Source organism: Blastococcus sp. CCUG 61487, from assembly GCF_005222955.1.
Lineage (GTDB): Bacteria > Actinomycetota > Actinomycetes > Mycobacteriales > Geodermatophilaceae > Blastococcus.
Map to the genome: position 1 here is coordinate 1 of NZ_LWUA01000013.1, position 15,659 is coordinate 15,659.

General features: G+C 72.2%; 13 protein-coding genes. 4 read left to right on the plus strand and 9 right to left on the minus strand.

Annotated elements, in window-relative coordinates; genetic code table 11:
• Positions 1 to 283 precede the first annotated feature (283 nt).
• A complete protein-coding gene (locus A6V29_RS01305; RefSeq protein WP_137158603.1) occupies positions 284 to 1,060 on the minus strand; it encodes a helical backbone metal receptor in 777 nt (258 codons plus the stop codon).
• Complete coding sequence (gene icmF / locus A6V29_RS01310) at positions 1,053 to 4,292, minus strand: fused isobutyryl-CoA mutase/GTPase IcmF (RefSeq protein WP_137158604.1); 3,240 nt, start codon at positions 4,290 to 4,292, stop codon at positions 1,053 to 1,055. The genes A6V29_RS01305 and icmF overlap by 8 nt, the downstream gene beginning before the upstream one ends.
• Positions 4,293 to 4,603: 311 nt before the next feature.
• On the opposite strand from icmF, the gene A6V29_RS01315 reads away from it, so the two are divergent.
• Together A6V29_RS01315 and lipP1 are read left to right on the plus strand one after the other, a co-directional pair.
• On the plus strand, positions 4,604 to 6,106 hold the full coding sequence (locus tag A6V29_RS01315) for a flavin-containing monooxygenase (RefSeq protein ID WP_137158605.1): 1,503 nt from the start codon (positions 4,604 to 4,606) through the stop codon (positions 6,104 to 6,106).
• 65 nt (positions 6,107 to 6,171) lie between these two features.
• Positions 6,172 to 7,107 carry a LipP1 family hormone-sensitive lipase gene (lipP1, locus tag A6V29_RS01320; RefSeq protein WP_137158606.1) on the plus strand — a complete coding sequence of 312 codons (936 nt, stop codon included), beginning with the start codon at positions 6,172 to 6,174 and terminating at the stop codon, positions 7,105 to 7,107.
• Positions 7,108 to 7,165: 58 nt separating this feature from the next.
• Here lipP1 and A6V29_RS01325 read toward each other — a convergent pair whose 3' ends face one another.
• From A6V29_RS01325 to A6V29_RS01350, 6 genes are all read right to left on the minus strand, one after another.
• Positions 7,166 to 8,398 carry an NAD(P)/FAD-dependent oxidoreductase gene (locus A6V29_RS01325; protein ID WP_137158607.1) on the minus strand — a complete coding sequence of 411 codons (1,233 nt, stop codon included), beginning with the start codon at positions 8,396 to 8,398 and terminating at the stop codon, positions 7,166 to 7,168.
• 92 nt (positions 8,399 to 8,490) lie between these two features.
• Positions 8,491 to 9,759, minus strand: a complete 1,269-nt coding sequence (locus A6V29_RS01330; protein ID WP_137158608.1) for a cytochrome P450 — start codon at positions 9,757 to 9,759, stop codon at positions 8,491 to 8,493.
• Position 9,760: 1 nt separating this feature from the next.
• Positions 9,761 to 9,970, minus strand: coding sequence for a ferredoxin (locus A6V29_RS01335; protein WP_137158609.1), 210 nt, complete (start codon positions 9,968 to 9,970; stop codon positions 9,761 to 9,763).
• On the minus strand, positions 9,967 to 10,578 hold the full coding sequence (locus A6V29_RS01340; protein WP_249932913.1) for a TetR family transcriptional regulator: 612 nt from the start codon (positions 10,576 to 10,578) through the stop codon (positions 9,967 to 9,969). Before A6V29_RS01340 ends, A6V29_RS01335 begins: the two co-directional genes overlap by 4 nt.
• A 99-nt stretch (positions 10,579 to 10,677) precedes the next feature.
• Positions 10,678 to 11,904 (minus strand): cytochrome P450, encoded by a 1,227-nt coding sequence (locus A6V29_RS01345; RefSeq protein WP_137158610.1) that lies wholly within the window; start codon positions 11,902 to 11,904, stop codon positions 10,678 to 10,680.
• Between the two features lies 1 nt (position 11,905).
• The gene (locus A6V29_RS01350) at positions 11,906 to 12,115 is read right to left on the minus strand and encodes a ferredoxin (RefSeq protein ID WP_137158611.1); all 210 of its coding nucleotides are present in this window, start codon (positions 12,113 to 12,115) and stop codon (positions 11,906 to 11,908) included.
• Between the two features lie 91 nt (positions 12,116 to 12,206).
• Between A6V29_RS01350 and A6V29_RS01355 the strand changes: the two genes are divergently transcribed.
• Positions 12,207 to 13,076, plus strand: coding sequence for an acyl-CoA thioesterase (locus A6V29_RS01355; RefSeq protein WP_137158612.1), 870 nt, complete (start codon positions 12,207 to 12,209; stop codon positions 13,074 to 13,076).
• Positions 13,077 to 13,089: 13 nt separating this feature from the next.
• Here A6V29_RS01355 and A6V29_RS01360 read toward each other — a convergent pair whose 3' ends face one another.
• Positions 13,090 to 14,661 carry an MFS transporter gene (locus A6V29_RS01360; protein WP_137158613.1) on the minus strand — a complete coding sequence of 524 codons (1,572 nt, stop codon included), beginning with the start codon at positions 14,659 to 14,661 and terminating at the stop codon, positions 13,090 to 13,092.
• A gap of 121 nt (positions 14,662 to 14,782) precedes the next feature.
• On the opposite strand from A6V29_RS01360, the gene A6V29_RS01365 reads away from it, so the two are divergent.
• Positions 14,783 to 15,634 carry a MaoC family dehydratase gene (locus A6V29_RS01365; RefSeq protein ID WP_137158614.1) on the plus strand — a complete coding sequence of 284 codons (852 nt, stop codon included), beginning with the start codon at positions 14,783 to 14,785 and terminating at the stop codon, positions 15,632 to 15,634.
• Positions 15,635 to 15,659 lie beyond the last annotated feature (25 nt).

Genomic DNA, 15,659 nt, shown 5'->3' on the forward strand with positions numbered 1-15,659 from the left:
CCTCGGCGACCTCGGCGTCACCGGGGGCCGCCGAGGCCGCGCCGGGGGCGGCGCCCGCCAACAGCGCGGCGGCCACCGCGACGACGGCCGCGCGGCGCGCCACCCGACGGCGTGCCGTTCCTCGCGCTCCCGGATCCCGGTGCACTCCCCCACCTCCAGCTCGGCCTGCGGTCCGCGCCCCAGCATCCCTGCGTCGGCGCGGCCGTGCAGGGCCTTCACCGGGCGGACCACCCGGTCCATCGACCTGACCAGCCGGTTCCTTGACGGAGATCGCCCGCCGGGGTCAGCCCCTCGTCGCGTCGAGCAGCCGGCTCCGCGCGGTCGCCAGCGACGGCCCGTACCAGGTGAGGTCCCGGCCGGAGACCAGCACCGAGCGGACGTCCGGGAAGGCCTCGGGGCCGTCGTCGGCGGTGAACACGTACGGCTCGTCCGGCAGCAGGACGACGTCGACGTCCGGCCGCTCGGCCGGCTCGAACCGTGGATACCGCTGCTCGGGGTCGTCGACGACAGTGCGGAGGCCGAGCCGGCGCAGCAGGTCTCCGGTGAAGGTGCGCGGACCGACGGCCATCCAGGGGTCCCGCCAGATCGGCACCAGCACGCGGAGCTCCGGCGCTGGGGCCGGCCGTGCCCACTCGTCGGCCGCCGTCGTCAGCCACCCGGGCTCGTCGACGGCGAGGACCTCGGTGAGCAGCCGGCGCATCGAGGCCAGCGCCTCGTCGAGCGTCTGGATGACCGTCACCCAGACCGGGATGCCGGCCGCGCGCAGCCGCTCCACGTCGAGTTTCCGGTTCTCCTCCTGGTTGGCGACGACCAGGTCCGGCGCGAGCGCGGCGATCGCGGCCCTGTCGGGGTTCTTGGTGCCCCGGACGCGGGCGACATCGAGGTCGGCCGGGTGGGTGCACCAGTCGGTGGCGCCGACCAGCCGCTCGGGCACCGTGGCCGCGAGCGCCTCGGTCAGCGACGGGACGAGCGAGACGATCCGCCGCGGCGGCGCCGGCAGCTCGACCGCCGTTCCCAGGTCGTCCCGAGGGCCGAAAGCGTGCTTTCGGCCCTCAGACATTGCGCCGGTACTGGCCGCCCACCTCGAAGAACGCCTCGCTGATCTGCCCGAGGGTGCACGACCGCACCGTCTCCATCAGCTCGGCGAAGACGTTGCCGCCCGCGATCGCCACCTCCTGCAGCCGGGCCAGCGCGGCCGGCGCGTCGCTGGCGTGCTGCGCCTTGAACGCGGCCAGCCGCTCCAGCTGCGACTGCTTCTCCGCCTCGGTGGCGCGGGCCAGTTCCAGCGCGCGCGGCTGGTCGTCGCGGTGCTCGGGCAGGAAGGTGTTGACGCCGACGATCGGCAGGCTGCCGTCGTGCTTGCGGTGCTCGTAGAGCATCGACTCGTCCTGGATGCGGCCGCGCTGGTAGCCGGTCTCCATCGCGCCCAGCACGCCGCCGCGCTCGGCGATCCGGTCGAACTCGGCCAGCACCGCCTCCTCGACGAGCTCGGTGAGCTCCTCGATGACGTAGGAGCCCTGCAGCGGGTTCTCGTTGCCGGCCAGCCCCCACTCCTTGTCGATGATCATCTGGATCGCCAGCGCCCGGCGCACCGACTGCTCGCTCGGGGTGGTCACCGCCTCGTCGTAGGCGTTGGTGTGCAGGCTGTTGGCGTTGTCGTAGATCGCGCAGAGCGCCTGCAGCGTGGTGCGGATGTCGTTGAAGTCCATCTCCTGCGCGTGCAGCGACCGGCCCGACGTCTGGACGTGGTACTTGAGCTTCTGCGACCGCTCGCCGGCGCCGTAGCGCTCCTTCATCGCCACCGCCCAGATCCGGCGGGCGACCCGGCCGATGACCGAGTACTCGGCGTCCATCCCGTTGGAGAAGAAGAAGGACAGGTTCGGCGCGAAGTCGTCGATGTCCATCCCGCGGGCGAGGTAGCTCTCCACGTAGGTGAATCCGTTGGCCAGCGTGAAGGCGAGCTGGCTGATCGGGTTCGCTCCCGCCTCGGCGATGTGGTACCCGGAGATCGAGACCGAGTAGAAGTTCCGGACGCCGTGGTCGATGAACCACTGCTGGATGTCGCCCATCGCCCGCAGCGCGAACTCGGTGGAGAAGATGCAGGTGTTCTGCCCCTGGTCCTCCTTGAGGATGTCGGCCTGCACGGTGCCGCGGACGTTGGCCAGCACCCAGGCGCGGAGCTCCTCGGCCTCCGCCGCGTCGGGCTCGCGCCCCTCCTCCTCGCGGAAGGCGTCCAGCCGCTGGTCGATGGCGGTGTTGAGGAACATCGCCAGGATGGTCGGCGCCGGGCCGTTGATCGTCATGGACACCGACGTCGTGGGCGCGCACAGGTCGAAGCCGGAGTAGAGGACCTTCATATCCTCGAGCGTCGCGATGGAGACACCCGACGTCCCGACCTTGCCGTAGACGTCGGGGCGCGGGTCGGGGTCGCGGCCGTAGAGGGTCACCGAGTCGAACGCCGTCGACAGCCGGGTCGCCTCGCTGCCGGCCGACAGCAGCTTGAACCGCCGGTTGGTGCGGAAGGCATCGCCCTCGCCGGCGAACATCCGGGCCGGCGCCTCGCCCTCCCGCTTGAACGGGAAGACGCCGGCGGTGAACGGGTAGAAGCCCGGCAGGTTCTCCGCGCGCAGGAACCGGAGCAGCTCGGCCTGGTCGCCGGTGCGGGGCAGCGCCACCCGGCGCACCTTCGTGCCGGACAGGGTCTCGCGGACCAGCGGCGTGGAGATCTCCCTGTCCCGCACCCGGTAGACGAGCTCGTCGCCGCTGTACTCCTCGACCCGGTCGGGCCAGCCGTCGAGGAGCTCGCGCACCTCGGGCCGCACCTCGCGGTCGGCCGCGGCGAGCAACTCCTCGACCCGCGCCGCGGCCGGGTCGTCGCCCAGCAGGGCGAGGGTGCTCCGCAGGTGCTGACGACGGCGCACCGCTTCGGCCTGGTCGGCGGTGGTGCGGTGGTAGCCCCGGACGGCGTCGGCGATGTCGGCGAGGTACCGCGCCCGCGACGACGGGACGACGCTGCTCAGCCCCGACGACGCCCGCACGTCGACGTGCGGCAGCACGCCGCTGCCCACGGCCAGCCCTTTCTCCGCGAGCAGACCGCGCAGGTGCTGGTAGAGCGCGGTGACGCCGTCGTCGTCGAAGCGCGCGGCGCTGGTGCCGAAGACCGGCATCTGCTCCCACGGGACGCCGAACGCCTCCCGGTTGCGCACCATCTGCCGGGCGACGTCGCGGCGGGCGTCCTCGGCGCCCCGGCGCTCGAACTTGTTGATGGCGACGACGTCCGCGAGGTCGAGCATGTCGATCTTCTCGAGCTGCGAGGCCGCGCCGAACTCCGGCGTCATGACGTACAGCGAGACGTCGCTGAACGGGACGATCGCCGCGTCCCCCTGCCCGATCCCCGGCGTCTCGACGATGACCAGGTCGAAGCCGGCCGCCTTCACCGCGGCGAGGACGTCGTCGAGGTGGTCGGGCACCTCCGCCCCCGCGGTCCGGGTGGCCATCGAGCGGAAGAAGGTCCGGGTGGAGTCGGAGTCCAGGGCGTTCATGCGGATCCGGTCGCCGAGCAGCGCGCCACCGCCGCGCCGGCGGGTCGGGTCGATCGCGACGACGGCGACCCGCAGCTTGTCCTCCTGGTCGCGCCGCAGCCGGCGCAGCAGCTCGTCGGTCAGCGAGGACTTCCCCGAGCCCCCCGTGCCGGTGATGCCGAGGACCGGGACCTGCCGGCTCGCGGAGACGTCCCGCAGCGCGGCGGCCAGCTCCGGCGAGCGCCCGCTCTCCAGCACCGTGATGGCCCGGGCCAGCGCCGACGGAGAGCCTCCGACCACCGCGTCGACGTCCGGCGCCCGGTCGGCCAGGTCGACGTCGCAGGCGCGGATCAGCTCGTTGATCATCCCGGGCAGGCCGAGCCGCTGACCGGCCTCGGGCGCGAAGATGGTCACGCCCCGCTCCCGGAGCGCGGCGATCTCCTCGGGGACGATCACCCCTCCCCCGCCGCCGAACACCTGCACGTGCCCGGCGCCCTCCTCCCGGAGCCGATCGACGAGGTAGCCGAAGTACTCGACGTGGCCGCCCTGGTAGGAGGAGATGGCGACGCCCTGCACGTCCTCCTCGAGCGCCGCGCGGACGACGGCGTCCACGCTGCGGTCGTGACCGAGGTGCACCACCTCCGCACCCTGGCTCTGCAGCATCCGCCGCATGATGTTGATCGACGCGTCGTGCCCGTCGAAGAGGCTGGCCGCGGTCACGAACCGCACGGGGTGGGCGGGCACGAGCAGCGTCGGCGCGGGCTGGCTCATGGCACTCCTCGTCGAGGTGCCCGGTGCCGCGGCGGCCGGGCGTCGGCGTGCGGCTTCCGGGGGCGTGCCCGCACGGTACGGCGAAAGTAGTAGGACGTCCACGTATCTCGTCCGGCGCGCCTCCGGTCACCTGCCGAACCCGCCGAGAGCCACCGTGCGGCCGCTGAAGCCGGCGCACACGGCGGCTGGAGCGCTGCACGGCGGCTCCGGAGCACGCGGAGCGGCCCCTCGAATCAGAGCGACGTTCTAGCATTTCGGAGGGGGCGCCGGTAGGTTCGCGACGTGCATCACACGGCGGCGAGGAGTACGGCATGACCACGATCGAGTCCCCCGAGAGCCGCCCCGCGGCCGCCGCCGTCGAGCACGTCGACGTCCTCATCGTGGGGGCGGGCATCTCCGGCATCGGCGCCGCCTACCACCTCCAGCAGCGCCGGCCCGGCAGCAGCTTCGTCCTCCTCGACGCGCTCGAGGCCCGCGGCGGCACCTGGTGGACGCACAAGTACCCGGGCGTCCGCTCGGACAGCGACCTGTTCACGTTCGGCTACGGCTTCAAGCCGTGGCGCGGCCCCTCGATCGCCTCGGGCGAGGAGATCCTCGCCTACCTCGACGAGGTCATCGAGGAGAACGACCTGGCCGGGAAGATCCGCTACCGGCACCGGGTGATCGCGGCGAGCTGGTCGTCGGAGGACCACCGCTGGACCGTCGAGGTGTCCCGGGAGGACACCGGCGAGCAGCTGCGCTTCACCACCGACTTCCTCTGGATGTGCCAGGGCTACTACGACCACGAGCAGCCCTACCGGCCGCAGTGGCCGGGGATGGACGCGTTCACCGGGCAGATCGTGCACCCGCAGCACTGGCCGGAGGACCTCGACACCACCGGCAAGCGCGTCGTCGTCATCGGCTCCGGCGCGACCGCCGCGACGCTCGTGCCGGCGCTCGCCGAGCAGGCCAAGCACGTCACGATGCTCCAGCGCTCGCCCACGTTCTTCATCGCCCGGCCGAAGGTCGCCGAGCTGGCCGCGCAGCTGCGGGCGCTGGACGTCGATCCGGAGTGGATCCACGAGATCATGCGCCGCGCCTCGGTGACCCAGGGCGAGGAGGTCATGCGGATGGCGAAGGAGACCCCCGACGTCCTCCGCGAGTTCCTCATCGACTCGATGCGCCCCCTCCTGCCGGAGGACTTCGACATCGACAAGCACTTCAACCCGACCTACCGGCCCTGGCAGCAGCGGCTGGCCGCGCTGCCGGAGGGCGACCTGTTCACCGCCCTGCGCGAGGGCACCGCCTCGGTGGTCACCGACACCATCGAGACCTTCACCCCGACCGGCATCCGGCTGGCCTCCGGCGAGGAGCTCGAGGCCGACATCATCGTGACCGCCACGGGCTTCGACCTGTCGCTGTTCGGCAACGTCGCCTTCACCGTGGACGGCGAGCCGGTCGACTTCACCCAGCAGGTCACCTACCGCGGGATCATGATCACCGGCGTGCCGAACATGGCCTACGTGTTCGGCTACTTCCGGGCCAGCTGGACCCTGCGGGCGGACCTGGTCAGCGAGTTCGTGTGCCGGCTGCTCGACCGGATGGACGAGCGCGGTCACCGGACCGTCGTCCCCAGGCTGCGGCCGGAGGACGCCGACATGCCACTGCTGCCGTGGTCGGACCCGGAGAACTTCAACCCCGGCTACGTGATGCGCTCCCAGCACCGGATGTACAAGCGCGGCGACCGGGAGCCGTGGACGCACCACAAGGAGTACAGCGAGGAGCGGGCCGTCCTCCCCACGGCCGACCTCGACGACGGCCTCGTCTACCGCTGATCCACCGCTCTCCGCCCACCGCTTCGAGAACTCGCACCCCACCCGCTCCGAGAACAGGAGAACCCGTGCCGGTCGACCAGCACATCGCCGCCCTGCTCGCCATGGCCGAGCAGGCCGACATGCCACCCATGTACGAGTCGACGCCGGACGTCGGCCGGGCGCAGTACCTGGCGATGACCACCGGGCTGCGCAGCCCGGAGCAGGTGGTCCCCGTCGGCAGCACCGAGGACATCACCGTCCCGGGCGCCGAGGGCGATCTCGCGGCACGGGTCTACCGGCCCGAGGGTGAGGGCCCCTTCCCGACCGTCGTCTTCTTCCACGGCGGAGGCTGGGTGATCGGCGACCTGGAGACGCACGACAACATGGCCCGGCACGTCTGCCGGGGCGCCGAGGCCGTCGTCGTCTCCGTCGACTACCGGCTGGCGCCCGAGCACCCCTTCCCGGCCGCCGCCGAGGACGCCGTCGCCTCGGCGCGGTGGGTCGCCGCGAACCTCGACGGGTTCGGCGGGGACGACCGGCTGGCCGTCGCCGGTGACAGCGCGGGCGGCAACCTCTCCGCCGTCGTCTCGCAGGTGCTGCACGCGGAGGGCACCACCCTCACCGGTCAGCTGCTCATCTACCCCGCCGTCGACGCGGAGGGCGAGTACGCCTCGCGGGTGGAGAACGCCAAGGGCTACTTCCTCGAGCAGCCGACGATGGACTGGTTCTACGGCCACTACGCCGGCGCGTGGGAGGACGCGAAGGACCCGCGCCTGGCCCCGCTGCACGGCGCGAACCTCGCCGCCCAGCCGCCGACGGTCATCGTCACCGCGGAGTACGACCCGCTGCGCGACGAGGGTGAGGCCTACGGCGAGGCGCTGAAGGCGGCCGGCGTGCAGGTCGACGTGACCCGCTACGACGGGCTCATCCACGGCTTCTTCGACATGGGCACCGTCTCCCCCGCCGCGCAGGCGGCCATCGACGAGACCTGCGCGAAGTTCCGGGCGACGCTGCACGGCTGACCGCAGCATGACGCGCAGAAGCCCGGGGACGACGTCGTCCCCGGGCTTCGGTGTTCCGTCAGCGAGGCGTCGGCGCCTTGGCGGGCAGGGCGTGGACCTGGGCGAGGAACTCGTCGAAGTCGATGCCCGGGCCCAGCGCGCGGCGGCTGGCCACGGTGACCTTGGGCCAGTTGACGGTCACCGCGCCGGCCAACCGGCCGTCGTCGTCGGCGTAGAGGACCGCCCCCCTGGCCGGGTCCGCGGACAGGTCGCCGACGATCTCGTGGCGGGCACCCCGCGCGACGTGACCGACGATCTGCATCTTCCAGTCGTACTGGTCGCTCCAGACGTAGTCCAGCGGCGCGTAGGCCTGCAGGTCGTCCGGGTGGACGATGTTGTGCGCCACCACGGCCGCCTGCTCGACGGCGTTGGTCCAGTGCTCCACCCGCCGCTCGGCGGGGTGGCGCGGGTCCTGCCAGCGGGCGACGTCGCCCACCGCCCACACGCGATCGGAGTCGACGGCGCGGCAGAACCTGTCGCAGACGACGCCGTTGTCGACGAGCAGCCCGGAGTCGGCGAGCCACCCGTCGTTCGGGACCGCGCCGATGCCGACCAGCACCGTGGCGGCGGACAGCACGGTGCCGTCGGTGAGCCGGACGGTGAGGTCGCCGGCCTTCCCCTCGATCGCTTCGACGCCCACGCCGAAGCGGGTGTCGACGCCGCGCCTGCGGTGCAGCTCCTCCAGCGGCCGGCCGACCTCGGGCCCGACGATCCGGGCCAGCGGGGTGGCGAGGGGATCGACCATCGTCACCTCGTGGCCGAGCCCGCGGATGGTCGCCGCCGCCTCGGCGCCGATGACGCCCCCGCCGACCACGACCACCGGGCCGCCCGCGGCGAGATCCGCCCGCAGCCCGTCGACGTCGGCCAGCGTGCGGATGACGTGCACGCCCGACTCGGCGTGCCACGGCGAGGGCCGGGCGGTGGCGCCCGTGGCGACGACGACGTGGTCGAAGTCCAGCGCGCTGCCGTCGGCGAGCAGCACCTGCCGCGCGGCGACGTCGAGGCGGACCGCCGCGACGCCCAGGCGCAGTTCGACGTCCGCGGCGGCGGCGGCCTCCTCGGTCAGCAGGGCGAGCCGTTCGGGCTCCCACTCCCCCGCGAGGTACTGCTTGGACAGCGGCGGCTTGTCGTACGGGGCGTGCGACTCCTCGCCGACGAGGACGATCCGGCCGGCATGGCCCTCCCGCCGGAGCGCCTGGGCGGTGCGGACGCCGCCGACGGACGTGCCGACGACGACTGTCGGACTGGTCACGAGTCGATCCCTTGCTGTCGTGAGGTGCTGACGGTTCTGGACATGCCGGAGCCCCGGCCACCGTACGGAACGGCGCCGGGGCTCCGGGAGTGTCAGCCGATGCGCATCGGCAGCGCCCGCGGACCCCGGATCTGCCCGGTGGACCACCGCACGCCGTCCGGGTCGGCCAGCGTGAACTCGGGGATCCGGTCCAGCCAGACGTCGAGGGCGACGCGCAGCTCCATGCGGGCCAGGTGCGAGCCCGCGCAGCGGTGGATGCCCAGCCCGAACGCCGCGTGCCGGTTGACCTCGCGGTCGATGATCACCTTGTCGGCGTCCTCGAAGCGCTCCGGGTCACGGTTGGCGGCCGGGAAGGGCAGGAGGACCCAGTCCTCCTTCTTCATCTTCACGCCACCGAGCTCCACGTCCTCCTTGACCAGGCGGGCCATGGTGACCGGCGCGTAGGCGCGCAGGAACTCCTCGACCGCGGTCGCCCGCAGCTCCGGCTCCGCGACCAGGCGCTTGCGGTCCTCGGGGTTCTCCGCGAGGTGCCAGAGCGAGGCGCCGATCGCGCTCCACGTCGTGTCGATGCCGGCGATGAGCAGCAGGATCATCGTGCCGGCGACGTGCTGCGGGGACAGCTTCTCCCCGTACAGCTCGGCGTTGATCAGGTAGGTCGTCAGGTCGTCCCGCGGGTTCTCCACGTGGTCGCGGATCTGCTCGAGGATGTAGGTGAACAGCTCCTCGGTGGACGCCTGCCGCTCCTCGGGAGAGCGGTTGATCCCCTCGAGGGCGTTCTCCACGAAGACCTTGAACTTCGGGGTGTCCTCGGTCGGGAACCCGAGCATGTCGGCGATCACCCGGACCGGGATGTGCATCGCGTACTCCGTCGCCGCGTCGACGACGTCACGACCCTCGAAGGCGTCGATCAGCGAGTGGCAGAACGCCCGCGTGGTCGGCTCCTGCTTGGCGGTGTTCGTCTTGGTGAACGCCGGCAGCAGCAGCTTGCGCGCGTCGTGGTGGAACGGCGGGTCGGACGAGATCGGGGGCACGCTCCCGACCGGCGCGAGGTCCATCGGGGGCCGGAAGTTGCCCACGATGATGTGCCGGGAGGTGAAGTTCTCGGTGTCGTAGGCGATCGCCGCGACGTCCTCGTAGCGGGTGGGCAGCCAGGTGCCGCCGAAGCGCTCGGAGCGCGCGATGGGGCAGCGCTCGCGCAGGTCGTCCCAGATCTCGTGGGCGTTGGCCGCGTACTCCTCGTCCATGTGCGAGAAGTCGGTGGCCCAGTCGGTGACCGGGCCGTCCATCACCTCGAACTGGACGACGGTGTCGGGATCCGCCTGCTGGAAGGGGTAGTCGGTGAACCTGTCGTCGACGGTCATGTCAGTTCTCCTCGGTGACCAGTACGGCGGACTCGGGACAGTTGGCGGCAGCGAGGCGGACGTCGTCCTCCCGGCCCGGCGGCACCGTGCCGCCCGCGGTGAGCTCGGTGAGCGTGGCGTAGCCCTCCTCGTCCTCGCCGAACAGGTCCGGGGCGAGGTCGTAGCAGCGGCCGTGCCCCTGGCAGAGGTTCGAGTCGATCTGCACCTTCATGTACGGGTTCCCATCTGTTCTTCGGTACGGGCGACACTCGTGATGACGCGGGTCAGCAGCGCTGTCCATTCCTCGTCGGTCACGTCGTGAAGATCAGTGGTGAGCAGCGTGCTGCCGATCCCGAGCGCCGTCGCCAGGTGGGCGATGGCGCGCGGGGAGACGGTGGCGTCGATCTCGCCGCGCAGCTGCGCCTGCTCGATCAGCCCGGTCATCCACTCGGCGCGCTCGCGCACGTAGTCGGTCATCGCCGACGCCACCTCGGGATCGTGCCGCGCGGCCACCAGCGCCTCGATGACGAGGTACCGGTCGGCCTGCGGCGTCTCCCGCAGGTCGGCGCCGGTGCGCAGGAACAGGTCCACGATCGAGCGGTCGGGCTCGGCCTCGACCAGCTCGGCCAGCGGCCGCCGGCCGTGGGTGCGCAGGGCGCCGAGCAGCAGTTCGGCCTTGGAGGTGAAGTACGCGTAGAGCGCGCTGTTGCTCAGCCCGGCTTCCGCGGCGATGTCGGCGACCCGGGTGCCGTCGTAGCCGCGGCGGGCGAAGACGTCGGCGGCAGCACGCAGCAGGCGCCGGCGCGTCTCCACGCCGTTGGCTCCCGCGATGCGTCCCACAGCACGAATCGAACATGCATTCAATTCGTGAGTCAAGTCCCCACGCAGAGTTGTTTCGCCGTCACCCTCCGAAGAGGGCGACGACAGGCCTCGAACGGGTCAGCCGATGCGGATGGGCAGCTCCCGGGGGCCGCGGATCTGACCGGTGGACCAGCGCACCGGCGCGCTCTCGTCCAGCCCGAACTCCGGGATCCGGTCCAGCCAGACGTCGAGGGCGACCAGCAGCTCCATGCGGGCCAGGTGGGAGCCCACGCAGCGGTGGATCCCCAGACCGAAGGCGGCGTGCCGGTTCACCTCGCGATCGATGAGCACCTCGTCGGCGCGGTCGAACCGCTCGGGATCGCGGTTCGCGGCCGGGAAGGCCAGCAGGATCCAGTCGTCGGCCTTCATGTCCACACCACCCCAGCGCATGTCCTGCTTGACCAGGCGGGCCATGGTCACGGGGGCGTAGGCGCGGAGGAACTCCTCCATCGCCGTGGCGCGCAGCTCCCGGTCGGCCACGAGCCGCCGGCGGTCCTGCGGGTTCCGCGCCAGGTGCCAGAGCGAGGAGCCGATCATGCTCCAGGTGGTGTCGATGCCGGCGAGAAGGAGCAGCGCCATCATCCCGGCCACGTGCTGCGGCTCCAGCGCGCGGCCGTGCAGCTCCGCCTCGATCAGGTAGGAGGTCAGGTCGTCGCGGGGGTCGGCGACGTGGTCGCGGATCTGCTCGTGCAGGTAGTCGAACAGCTCCTCGGTGGATGCCTGCCGCTCCTCCGGGGACCGGTCGACGGCCTCGAGCATCTCGTGGACGAACCGGGCGAACGTCGGCCCGTCCTCCGGCGGGAAGCCCAGCATGTCCGCGATCACCCGCATGGGGATGTGCATGGCGTACTCGCGGGCGGCGTCCACGACCTCGCAGCCCTCGAAGGCGTCGACGAGCGAGTGGCAGAGGTCCTTCGTCGCCTCCTCCTGCTTGGCCACCCGCGTCTTGGTGAACGCCGGCAGGAGGAGCTTGCGGGCGTCGTGGTGGAACGGCGGGTCCGACGTGATCGGCGGGGCGCCGCCGATCGGGGCGGCGTCCAGCGGTGGCCGGTGGTCGCTGATGATGATGTGCCGCGACGAGAACCGCTCGGTGTCGTACGCGATCGCCTGGACGTCCTCATAGCGCGTGGGCAACCAGGCGCCCCCGAACCGCTCGGTGTGCGCGATCGGGCAGGTCGCGCGCAGCTCGTCCCAGATCGCGTGCGCGTTCTCCGCGTACTCCGGTTCCAGGTGCGAGAAGTCGGTCGCCCAGTCCGCCACCGGCCCGGTGATCACCGCCTCGGGAGAGCGCTCGTCGACGGCCATGTCAGCTCTCCTCGGTGACCGAGATGGCGGACTCGGGGCAGTTCGCGGCGGCGAGCCGCGCGCCGGCCTCGCGGCCGGGCGGCACCTGGCCGCCCTCGGTGAGCGGTGTCAGGGTGGCATAGCCCTCCTCGTCCTCGCCGAACAAGTCGGGGACGAGGTCGTAGCAGCGTCCGTGCCCCTGGCACAGTTGCGGATCGATGTGCACCTTCATGCGTGCCTCCTGGCCGAGGGGTGCGTCCTACGCCACAAATTGAACGCCTGTTCAATTTGAGCGTCAAGAAGGTCCGATCCGGAGGTATGAGATGTCCTACGACGGCGGCCTGAGCACCGTGCTCGGCGTGACCGCGGACGGCGACGACAGGTTCGTGGCCGGCGCCCGGCGCAGCACCCCCGAGCGCTCGTTCGGCGGTGCCGTCGTCGCGCAGGCACTGCTCGCCGGGGCGGCCACCGTGCAGGCCGAGCGGCCCGTGCACTCCCTGCACGCCTACTTCCTGCGGGCCGGCGAGGCGTCGTCGCCGACGCACTTCGACGTGCAGCGGGTCCGCGACGGCGGCTCGTACAGCACCCGGCGGGTGACCGCCGAGCAGGACGGCCGCGCCATCCTCGACGTGAGCGCCTCCTTCCACGTCCGCGAGACCGGCTTCACCCACCAGATCCCGCGGCTGGACGCGCCGACGCCGGAGTCGCTGGCCACCGTCGCGGAGGTCGCCGTCCTCACCGAGGGGCCGGTGCGCGAGTGGTTCGACGGCTTCACCCGCCGGCACCCCTTCGACGTCCGCTTCGACGGCGAGCTGCCCCGGGTGGCCGCCGGCCGCGGCGAGGCGGCCGAGCCGCGGCAGCGGTTCTGGTTCCGCGCGCTGGAGACCCTCCCGGACGAGCCCGCGGTGCACACCGCCGCGCTGGCCTACGCCTCGGACATGCTGCTGCTCTCCGCCTCGCTGGCCCCGCACGCCCGCATGGTGGGCGGCCCGGGCCTCGCGGCGGCCAGCCTCGACCACGCGGTGTGGTTCCACGAGCCGGCCCGCGTCGACGACTGGCTCTGCTACGAGCAGGCCAGCAGCTGGGCCGGCCACGGGCGGGCCCTTATGCACGGCCGGGTCTTCGACCGCACGGGCCGGCTGGTCATGACCGTGGCGCAGGAGGGCATGGTGCGGGCGCTGGGCCCGCGGTGAGGCCCGCCGTCCGTCAGCGGACGGTGCCCGCGCGGCGGTCGGCCGCGCGGGCGCCCAGCGAGCACACCATCGCGAGCAGGCAGATGACCAGCATCGTGATGCAGGTCCACTGGTAGCCGGTGACCAGGTCCTGGACGCCGTCGCCGGGCACGTCGGAGATGGTGCCCGCGAAGACGTAGCGCCGGAGCTCGATCGGCAGCGGCATGGTGATCACGGTCAGGATCACCGCGGTGCCCAGGACGGCGCCGGTGTTCTGCAGCATCAGGCGCATCCCGTTGGCGATGCCGAGCCGCTCGGTGGGCATCGAGGAGAGCAGCACCTGGGTGTTCGACGGCATGAAGAACCCGGAGCCGGCGCCGACCAGGATCAGCGCGACCACGACGGCGGTGTAGTGGACGCCGTCGCCGGAGAACACCAGCAGGACGGCGAGCCCCGCGGCCGTGGCGGCGTTGCCGAGCACGGTGAGCGTGTGCGCCTCGATCCACCGCTGCAGGAAGCCCGACCCGGCCGAGAAGACCAGCGCGGAGACGGCCAGCGGGAGGACCTGGATACCGGCCGACAGCGCGTCCTCACCGCCCACGCCCTGCAGGTACAGCGACACCAGCAGGACGACGCCGAACTGGCCGATGGCATTGAGGAAGGAGGCGCTCAGCCCCCAGGAGAAGCTGCGGTCCTCGAACAGCCGCACGTCCATGAGCGGGTCGCGCACCTTGCGCTCGACCCAGATGAAGGTCGGCAGCAGGAGGGCGAACGCGACCAGCCCGCCGATCACCAGCGGGTCCGACCAGCCCAGCGAGGTGACCTGGGAGAGCGCGACCAGCCCGCAGCCGAGGCCGAGGAACGCCAGCAGGTTGCCGGGCACGTCCAGGGACAGCCGCTCGCCGGAGCGAGGGACCGGCGGCAGCGCCACGATCCCCCAGATCAGGCAGCCGATGCCGATCGGCACGTTGAACCAGAACAGCCACTGCACCCCGACGTGCTCGGCGAGGAACCCCCCGAGGGTCGGGCCGAGCAGCTGGGCGACGGAGAACGACGCCAGGTAGATGCCCATCCCCTGGCCCAGCCGGTGCCGGGGGAAGGCGCCGGTGACCAGCGCGGCGCTGTTGGTGAGCAGCATCGCCGCGCCGGCGGCCTGCAGGATCCGGCAGGCGACCAGCGACCAGGCATCGGGGGCGAACCCGGCGAGCAGGTTGCCCACGGTGAAGACGCCCAGCCCGGTCAGGTACATCGACCGGCGGCCGAAGAGGTCGGCCAGCCGGCCGAACGACACCATGAGCAGCGTCTGGGTGAGCATGAACGACAGCAGGATCCAGCTCGACGCGGTGGCCGACGCCTCGTAGTGCCGCGACACGGCCGGCAGCGCGACGTTCAGCGCGCTGTTGGACATGCCGGAGAACATGCTGGCCAGGCCGACGACGGACAGGGTCCGCCAGGCCTGCCGCATCACGGCGGCGTCGTCCCGAACCGGCTCCGGCACGTCGTCGGGGACCGGCGGCAGGGCCGGCTCCGGGACGTTGACCGCGCCTGACGTGCCGACGACCGGCTGCTCGAGCCCGTCCGGGCGCGAGGCGGTCGACCAGGACATTCGGCCTCCCCCACTCTCCCGGCAATCCTAGAACAGGGCTCTAGAGCTCTCGGCGACGGTGGGGCATGCTGGCCAGGCCACGCGGACCCGCGTGGGAAGTCGAGGAGAGGCGGATCCCCCCATGCCACTGGACCTGTCGGCCATCGGTCGCGAGGGGCCGGTCCACGAGCGCAGCTGGACGTCGAAGGACGCCCTGCTCTACGCCGTCGGCGTGGGCGCCGGGCTCGGCGACCCGGCTCAGGAGCTCGAGTTCACCACCGAGAACAGCCACGGCATCGAGCAGCAGGTGCTGCCCACGTACGGGGTGCTGCTCGCGCAGGCCCCCAGCGCCGGGATCGGCGACTTCGACAGGGCGATGCTCGTGCACGCCGAGCAGGAGGTGCGGCTGCACCGCGTCCTGCCGGTCGAGGGCACGCTGCGCGCCCAGGCGCGGGTGGAGTCCATCGTCGGCAAGCGCAGCGGCGCCATCGTCACGACGTCGTCGTCGGCCGTGGACGCCGACGGCGCCCCGCTGATCACGACCCGCAGCTCCATCTTCATCCGCGGCGAGCAGGCCCCCGCCGACGAGTCCGGCGCGGCCGACGACTGGGCGCAGCCCGACCGCGCGCCCGACTGGGAGGTCACCCTGACCACCCGGCCGGAGCAGGCGCTGCTCTACCGCCTCAACGGCGACCGGAACCCGCTGCACTCCGACCCGAAGTTCGCCGCGCGAGCCGGGTTCGAGCGGCCGATCCTGCACGGGCTGTGCACCTACGGCATCACCGGCCGCGCGCTGCTCATGTCGGCCATGGACGGCGACGTCGGGAAGTTCCGCGCCATGTACGGGCGGTTCAGCTCCCCCGTGCTGCCCGGTGACGAGCTCACCGTCCGGATCTGGAAGACCGACGACGAGAACGTCGTGTTCCGCACGCTGCGCGGCGACGGCACCGTCGTGATCGACCGCGGCCGGGCCGAGGTCGGCGCGCCGAGCTGACCCGGGGATGCTCCTATGGATCGTC

Coding starts and splice junctions, on each gene's coding strand:
- A6V29_RS01355 (WP_137158612.1), top strand. CDS start 12,207: ATGTCCTACGACGGCGGCCTGAGCACCGTGCTCGGCGTGACCGCGGAC.
- A6V29_RS01350 (WP_137158611.1), bottom strand. CDS start 12,115: ATGAAGGTGCACATCGATCCGCAACTGTGCCAGGGGCACGGACGCTGC.
- A6V29_RS01365 (WP_137158614.1), top strand. CDS start 14,783: ATGCCACTGGACCTGTCGGCCATCGGTCGCGAGGGGCCGGTCCACGAG.
- A6V29_RS01335 (WP_137158609.1), bottom strand. CDS start 9,970: ATGAAGGTGCAGATCGACTCGAACCTCTGCCAGGGGCACGGCCGCTGC.
- A6V29_RS01330 (WP_137158608.1), bottom strand. CDS start 9,759: ATGACCGTCGACGACAGGTTCACCGACTACCCCTTCCAGCAGGCGGAT.
- A6V29_RS01360 (WP_137158613.1), bottom strand. CDS start 14,661: ATGTCCTGGTCGACCGCCTCGCGCCCGGACGGGCTCGAGCAGCCGGTC.
- A6V29_RS01345 (WP_137158610.1), bottom strand. CDS start 11,904: ATGGCCGTCGACGAGCGCTCTCCCGAGGCGGTGATCACCGGGCCGGTG.
- icmF (WP_137158604.1), bottom strand. CDS start 4,292: ATGAGCCAGCCCGCGCCGACGCTGCTCGTGCCCGCCCACCCCGTGCGG.
- A6V29_RS01305 (WP_137158603.1), bottom strand. CDS start 1,060: ATGTCTGAGGGCCGAAAGCACGCTTTCGGCCCTCGGGACGACCTGGGA.
- A6V29_RS01315 (WP_137158605.1), top strand. CDS start 4,604: ATGACCACGATCGAGTCCCCCGAGAGCCGCCCCGCGGCCGCCGCCGTC.